We start from the raw sequence: 7404 nt of genomic DNA, 5'->3' as shown, positions 1-7404 counted from the left end.
CCGAGTCCTTGGACTGCGCCGGCCTTCGACGAGACGTTTTACATGCTCAACTACCTCACGCATCCCGAGGCGTTGCGTGCGGCGCTGCCCTATCCGCTAGAGCCGATCCCGGACGCAGAACCCATAGCGACAGTTGCACTTGGGCACAACCGCAACATGCGCATGTTCGATGGGAAGTACAGCAACTACGTCGAGATCGGGTTCTTCTTGCCGTGCCAGTACACGAGCAACGAGGGGAAGACGTACCGGGGCGCTACCCCTATCTGGTTCATGATGGACACGATGAATGGCGACAAGACAGAGGGTGCCGAGGGCTCTGTGGTCGGATTCAGGGAGACCTCGGGCTGGATGAAGCACATTGGCAACGTCAGGCTTGGTGGCACGGGTGATCAGCTTCATGCCACCTGCGAGGTGCGAGGTGTGCGTGTCGTGACCATGGACATGCACACGACGGAGTCAATTGAGGCGTCGGATCTACCTTCGCCGGCGGCGACGGACTACTGGTTGTTTGTAAAGGAGATCCCGAACTGCAATTTCTCCGGGTATGACGTCAGGAAGGTGATCGGTCGCGCCGCAGGCGGCTTCAGCAACCCCGACGTGGTGTCGAATCTGAAGCGGGGCACGGGCACCGTTCATCTGGAGTACCTGGAGACGCACCCGGTCGCCCGTCTGGAGTGTCTGGAGCCGCGAGATGCCTTCCAGTTCACCTTCGGCGGAACCATCGACGGCAGTCTGGGTGCTTACTTCGAGATCGACGATCTACTGAAGTGACCGTGACTCATGGAAGTCGCGCCGAAGAGTGGTGGCAGAGCCGTCGCTGCTCGCGTGGACCGGTCGGTCTCCGGGTCGCGAAGCGCCGGGACGCTGATACTCTGAAAGGTGGACCAAGAATGCGATGCCACATGGCGCCGAGACGGTGGGTCTGATGCTAGTCGACCTCGCCGACGAACGGCCTGTTCCGGGGTCTACGTATGTTGGCTATTGCCTCCAGGGTCTTCGCCGGTGCGGCGATCGCGTTGCGTTCTCGCATGGCGACACGCGTATTACCGGCTACGACGCCCTGGCGCTCGTTTACCGCATGTCATCTGTGCTTCGCGATCGCGGGTTGCTTCCCGGCACGGGCGTCGCCGTTCTCTCGGGAAACAGACCGGAGGCCTTCCTGTTGYAGGTGGCGGCGCAACTCGCGGGCGCCCGGCATACAGGTCTGCACGGAATGGCGTCCCTCGACGATCAGACGTTCGTGCTGGGGGATAGCCAGGCTCACACGTTTGTGTACGATCCGCGGGGCTATGCGCAACACGGTGAGAAACTGGCCATCGCGGCCTCGCCCCAGCAAGTATTCTCGCTCGGTCCCGGGCCAGTAGGCGAAGATCTGCTCGAACTGGCGTCCCGCGCGGCTGAGACTGACGAGTCGCTGGCGAGTCCGGAAATGATCTCGTCAATCTTCTATACCGGCGGCACAACTGGCCGAAGCAAGGGTGTTGTCCAGACCCAAGCATCATCGCTGTTCGTGGCGCTTCTGGCACAAGCCAACTGGGAATGGCCGCCCACGCCGACTCTGCTGCTGGCTTCAGCGATCACGCACGCCGCTGGGCAACTGATCGGTCCCACGTTAGCTCTGGGTGGTCGAGTCGTACTGCTCGACAAATTCGACGCCGGCGAGTTCCTACAGGTCATCGAGCGAGAGCGCGTCAGCGTCACTTTCGTCGTGCCGACGATGATCTACACGCTCTTGGACCACCCGGCCATCGCGGAGCGTGATATCTCCAGCTTGTCCACGGTGGTGTACGGCGCAGCGCCGATCGACCCTGAGCGCCTTCGTGAAGCTCAAGCGCGATTCGGGAACGTGCTGACGCAGGGTTATGGGCAGACGGAGAGTGGTGTCGGTTCGCTCGTGCTGTCGAAGGCAGACCACGTGGCGGCCGGCGAGAGTGGGCAGATTCCCACTGGGCGACCTCCGGCAGGGATCGAGGTATCCGTCCGCGACCCGCAGGACGAACCCGTCGGTGTCGGCGTCACAGGAGAGATCTGCCTTCGTGGATCGACCATCATGCTCGGCTATTGGAACCAGCCAGAGCTCACCGCGGAGGTGCTGCATGACGGATGGCTGCACACCGGAGATGTGGGGTATCAGGATGAGCACGGCTACGTGACACTCGTGGACCGCGCGAAGGAGATGATCGTCTCCGGGGGTTACAACGTCTATCCGAGAGAGGTCGAGAACGCGCTCGTGTCCCATCCTGCGGTTCGGCAGGCAGCGGTCGTCGGGATCCCGGACAGCAAGTGGGGCGAAGCAGTGCATGCTCTCGTCGTTCGCGATCCCGGCCATGAGATTGATGAGGCCGCACTCATCAAGTTCATCCGCAACAAGAAGGGGCCTATCAACACACCGAAATCGGTGGAGTGGGTGGAAGCCTTACCGCTCACTGCGCTCGGCAAGGTCGACAAGCCAGCGATCCGGAAACGCTTCTGGCCAGATCTAAGGACGGGGCATCAACTGATGGGGAATTCTGCCGACCAGACAGGTTCATCTCGTGCCTGAAGCAGACTTCGAGACTCTCAGGGTCGAACGACGCGACAGCGGGGTAGCGCTCCTGACGCTTAACCGGCCCAGTGTTGCCAACACGATCAGCGCGCAGCTCAGCCGCGAGCTCTTCGACTGTCTCCAACTTCTCCGGCGTGACCCGGAGGTGCGCGCGCTGGTGGTGACAGGGACGGGACGGCACTTCTGTGCCGGAGCAGATCTGCGCGACCCTGAACGAGACATCCCCGGCTGGCAAGATCTCGGCAGACGGGCGGTGGATGGTCTCGCTGCGATGAAGGTCCCAGTGATCGCTGCCATCAATGGCACCGCCCTCGGCGGTGGTCTCGAACTGGCACTGGCGTGCGACATTCGCATCGCTGAGACCGGAGCCAAGCTGGGGCTACCCGAGATCAAGTTCGGTGCGCTGCCCGGCGCCGGGGGGCTGAGCCGGCTACAGGCAGTGATTGGCGCGTCCGCAGCCATGACGCTGGTGCTGAGCGGTCGCTCCATCTCCGCCACCGAAGGTGAGCGGTTGGGGCTGGTCACTCTCGCGTCAGCGCAGGCGAGTGCGGTCGAGACGGCCGTGGTGCTCGCCGAGGAGGTTTCTCAGATGCCCTCGTACGCGACGCGGACGGCCAAGCTGGTGTTCCGCCATACCCTCGGTCAGGCACCGGACGCGGTCATGGCTGTCGAGTACGGCCTGATCGATCGCATGGCCACGCCTGAGGAGAAGCGCGCCGAGGAACTGCGGGCGGCTAGGCGAGACCCGGTGTATAAGCGCATCTTCGCCGAGTCGCCAGCGGCTGCCGTGACCGAGTCTAGATAGGGCTTGATGGCGAATGAGTGCGCACCAACTCGAGAATCGTTGAAGGAGGTTCAACCGATGAGCTTCAAAGACATGCTCGCCGAGGGAGTTGTGGCCCCTGGAGTTTGGGATGCCGGTACAGCGCTTCTCGCGAAGCAGGCTGGATTCGACTGTCTGTACCAGTCGGGGTACGCCTTGGAAGCGATGCAGATCGGTACACCTGATCTGGGGCTGATGACCATTACCGAAGTCGCGTCTCAGGCCTCCAGAATCATTGCCGCCACCGACCTTCCCGTTGTCGTCGATATCGATACCGGCTTCGGAGGGATCAACAACATCTGGCGCACGGTGCGCACGCTGGAGGCGACGGGCGTCTCGGCCGTACACCTGGAGGACCAAACAAGCCCGAAGCGGTGTGCGAGCATCGCCGCCACTCGAAGGGTGGGTCGCGACGAGGCGGTCCTTCGAGTCGAGGCGGCAGTCGACGCCCGGCGAACCAGCGACTTCGTCATCATCGGCCGCACCGACGACGCGGGCGAATCATTCGACGAGATGGTCACCCGCGCCAATCTCTACCTGGCCGCCGGCGCTGACCTCGCCATGCCGGTGATGATCAGGGCTGATGGCGTTCCCCTCGAAACCATGTCGCCGGACGAGCAGATGAAGAAGCACGCGGAACTGGCCGCCTCGATCGAAGGCCCGGTGTGCTGGTCGAACAAGAAGATCCCCCAAGGCTATCGGGCCGAAGACCTGATAGAGGCCGGCTACAGCCTGATCATCCTTGCCGGCGAGGCGCTGGAGGCAGCCGTCACTGCGATCGGTCGCCTGTACCGGAGCATCCTCTCGGAGGGAACGCCCACGCCGTACTTCGACAAGAATCCGAGTGACATCAAGATGGGGCACCAGCTCGCGACCGAGGTGCTCGATCTTGACAGTTTCATCAAGCGCGAAGAGCGGTTCATCCCGCCCGACCTATGACCGAAAGCGTGCCTCACACGAACGCCAGCGAGGTTTCCAGTTTTGTGGACACAGTGGAGACGTCCGACATCGAGTGCACGAGGAGATGTGTGAATGAGTAACGCAGTGGGGCTCGTACAGGTTGCCCCGAGGAAGTGTGAGCTGCAAGATTTCGACCTTCCAGTTCTTGCCGAAGGTGCGGTTTTGGTACGCGTCGAGGCGAACGGGCTGTGCGCATCTGACATCGACGCATACGAAGGGATCGACTCGTACTGGGATGGAAGACAGCGCATCCTCGGGCACGAGATCGTCGGTGTCATTGAGGACATGGGATCGAAGACCAAGCCACGCGACCCGTTCGACGTCGGTGACCGCGTTGCGGTCAACCCGTTTGTTGTCTGCGGGATGTGCACAGCATGCCTGCGCGGCGACCAGCAGGGATGTAACGGCACCCGCGTCCGGCTGCGCTACGGCGCGGTGCCGACCGAAGTCGCGCCGGCCCTTTGGGGTGGATACGCCACACATGTCTACATCCCACCGAACGGCATCCTCTACAAGGTGCCGGACGGGATCAGCGCGCTGGACGCCACGCTCTGGAATCCCATCTCGGGCGGATACGAGTGGGCCGTCGTCCGGGGCGGCATTCAGCCCGGCGACAAGGTTCTCATCCTCGGCCCTGGCCAACGCGGCCTGGCGGCGATCTTCGCGATCCGCCATGCAGGGGCTGACCAAGTTGTTCTCACTGGCCTCGACCGCGACTCGTTCAAACTCGACCTCGCCTTGGAGCTCGGTGCAGACGCGGTAATCAACGTGGAGAGGGAAAATCTCGTCGACCGGGCAAACGAGCTGACGGGCGGTAAGGGCTTCAACGTGGTCATCGACACCACACCAAACGCCACCCAGCCCCTGCTCGACGCCGTCGAAGTTGTTAGTCGGGCCGGCACGATCGTGGCGATCGGTATTAAGAACCGCAACCTCGACGGGTTCCCGATCGATCGCCTGCTGATGAAGCGCATCCGGCTCCAGGGCTGGGTCGGCCAGAGCAACGACTCATTCCAGCGCGCGATAGACCTCATCGCATCCGGAAGATATCCCGTTGAAAAGCTGCGCACTCACGTCTACGGGTTCGACAAGCTCGGGACGGCGATCGATGTGCTCTCCGGCGAGAACACCACGGAAAAGRCAGTCAACGTCGTCATCACGCCTACGGGCGTCTGACCAGGCTTTCGGGCCGTACCTCCCACGAATCAGGCCAAGGAGAACCGTTGGAACTGGAACCAGGAAGCTATCGCATGGTCGCGGCGGGGCTGGACGAAAGTGGTGCGTCTGTGTTCCTCGACGATGTACCACCGGTTACCCGCACTATCCCAGGCATCGGCGGCTCGGCGTACTTCTGGCGCGTCGCGGGCCCTCATTCGGTCCCGTCGTCCGTCGGCGGACCCGCCACGTCGCCAGGCCCAGCCACCGACAGCGGGTCTGCTCTGGCCGTCGTCCGCATCGCCGCAGGAGYGAACACGAGGAAGAATCTCTCGGAGTACTTGGACGTACAGGCGAGTGGCGCGCACGATGACGCGGAGATGCACGCCACCAACTCAATCGACTACGAAGTCATCCTTTCGGGCAGGATTGATTTCGTCCTGCCGGGAAACCAGCGCCGCACCCTGGAAACGGGCGACCTTTTGGTCGTCACCGGGGCCCCGCACGCATGGGACAACCCCTACGACGAGGATTGCGTCTACCTGAGTATCACCATCGCGGCGCCTCCGACGGCCGCCCCCGAGGCCTAGTAGATCGTCGCCTCTTAAGATTCGACGGATACGCGGTGGATCGGTGATGATGGTCCTCCTTCCCGCTGCCGTGAGGATGTGTCGTGTCGACGTCGGGGTTACCACCGGTGGTGCTGAGCGCCGATGAGCGTGAGTGGCTGACGAGGGTCGTGCGGACCGGGGCGCACCCGGCGCAGGAGGTCCGCCGGTCACGGATCCTGCTGGAGCTCGACGAGAGTCAGGGCGAGCCGGYCGGCCGCCGGGAGATCGCCGAACGGGTCGGGGTCGATCCCGACACGATCACCAACGTGGCCAGGGCCTATGCCGAGCGTGGTGGTGACATCGCGGCGACGATCCAGCGCCGGAAGCGGCTGACTCCACCCGTCGAACCGAAGATCACCGGCGAGGTCGAGGCCCGGCTGATCGCACTGGCATGCTCGGCCCCGCCCCAGGGGCATGCCCGCTGGTCGCTTCGGCTGCTGGAACGCCAGGTCTCGCTCGTCGAGGACATCCCGAACATGGATCACTCGACGATCGGGCGGGTCTTAAAAAACGGCGCTTCGTCCTCATCTGAGGAAATGCTGGACCATCCCGCCCCGAGCGAACGGCGAGTTCGTCGCCCGGATGGAAGACGTCCTCGCGGTCTACGCCCGCGCCCACGACCCGGCCGTGCCGGTGGTGTGTATGGACGAGAAGCCCTACCAGCTCCTGGCCCACGCCCGCGACCCGGTCCCGGCCACCCCCGGCCACGACCTCAAGGTGGACTCCGAGTATGTCCGCGGGGGAACCTGCTCGATCTTCGTCTGGGTCGAGCCGCTCGCCGGCCGTCGCTGGGTGAACGCCCGCACGCGGCGGACCCGGGTGGACTGGGCCCACGAGGTCGACCGGCTCCTGACCAGCGAGTATCCCGACGCCGAGAAGGTCATCCTCGTCCTGGACAACCTCAACATCCACTCCCTCGGCTCGCTGTACGAGGCCTTCGAGCCAGCCAAGGCGTTCGCGCTGGCCCAACGACTCGAGATCCACCACACACCCCGGCACGGCTCCTGGCTCAACATCGCGGAGATCGAGCTCTCCGCCCTGACCCGCCAGTGCCTCGACCGCCGCATCGTCGACCTCAACACCCTGAACACCGAACTCACCGCCTGGCAGAACGCGGTCAACACCCACCAGCGGCAGGTCACCTGGCACTTCACCGCCAGCGACGCCCGCACCAAACTCCGCCACCTCTACCCCGAATATTAGAGGCGAYGATCTACTAGTGCCGCATCAGGCTACGTTTGCCCGCTCCACGACCCGCTTGAGTTTCTGATCTTGGGCGTGGTTGTTCCGCCAGATGATGTAGCGGCGGA

Annotated in this window: 7 protein-coding genes and 1 pseudogene; all 8 read left to right on the top strand. The window is 63.5% G+C overall.

Annotated features, from left to right (window positions below):
* A partial coding sequence (locus CC117_RS06755) for an acetoacetate decarboxylase family protein (protein ID WP_198541757.1) occupies positions 1 to 771 on the top strand: 771 nt, incomplete at its 5' end.
* 154 nt (positions 772 to 925) lie between these two features.
* On the top strand, positions 926 to 2542 hold the full coding sequence (locus CC117_RS06750; RefSeq protein ID WP_157905363.1) for an AMP-binding protein: 1617 nt from the start codon (positions 926 to 928) through the stop codon (positions 2540 to 2542).
* Positions 2535 to 3350 (top strand): enoyl-CoA hydratase/isomerase family protein, encoded by an 816-nt coding sequence (locus CC117_RS06745; RefSeq protein WP_157905362.1) that lies wholly within the window; start codon positions 2535 to 2537, stop codon positions 3348 to 3350. Before CC117_RS06750 ends, CC117_RS06745 begins: the two co-directional genes overlap by 8 nt.
* 57 nt (positions 3351 to 3407) lie before the next feature.
* Complete coding sequence (locus tag CC117_RS06740; protein WP_071082893.1) at positions 3408 to 4307, top strand: isocitrate lyase/PEP mutase family protein; 900 nt, start codon at positions 3408 to 3410, stop codon at positions 4305 to 4307.
* A 105-nt stretch (positions 4308 to 4412) separates the two neighbouring features.
* Positions 4413 to 5504 carry a zinc-dependent alcohol dehydrogenase gene (locus CC117_RS06735; RefSeq protein ID WP_198541756.1) on the top strand — a complete coding sequence of 364 codons (1092 nt, stop codon included), beginning with the start codon at positions 4413 to 4415 and terminating at the stop codon, positions 5502 to 5504.
* A 47-nt stretch (positions 5505 to 5551) separates the two neighbouring features.
* On the top strand, positions 5552 to 6073 hold the full coding sequence (locus CC117_RS06730) for a cupin domain-containing protein (RefSeq protein ID WP_131803023.1): 522 nt from the start codon (positions 5552 to 5554) through the stop codon (positions 6071 to 6073).
* Between the two features lie 83 nt (positions 6074 to 6156).
* Positions 6157 to 6540, top strand: a pseudogene (locus tag CC117_RS40050) (helix-turn-helix domain-containing protein); the annotation flags it as partial.
* A gap of 82 nt (positions 6541 to 6622) precedes the next feature.
* Positions 6623 to 7297, top strand: coding sequence for an IS630 family transposase (locus CC117_RS38730; protein WP_321572587.1), 675 nt, complete (start codon positions 6623 to 6625; stop codon positions 7295 to 7297).
* Positions 7298 to 7404 lie beyond the last annotated feature (107 nt).

This window comes from Parafrankia colletiae, from assembly GCF_001854655.1.
GTDB classification, from domain to species: domain Bacteria; phylum Actinomycetota; class Actinomycetes; order Frankiales; family Frankiaceae; genus Parafrankia; species Parafrankia colletiae.
This window is presented reverse-complemented; position numbering and strand designations above follow the sequence as displayed.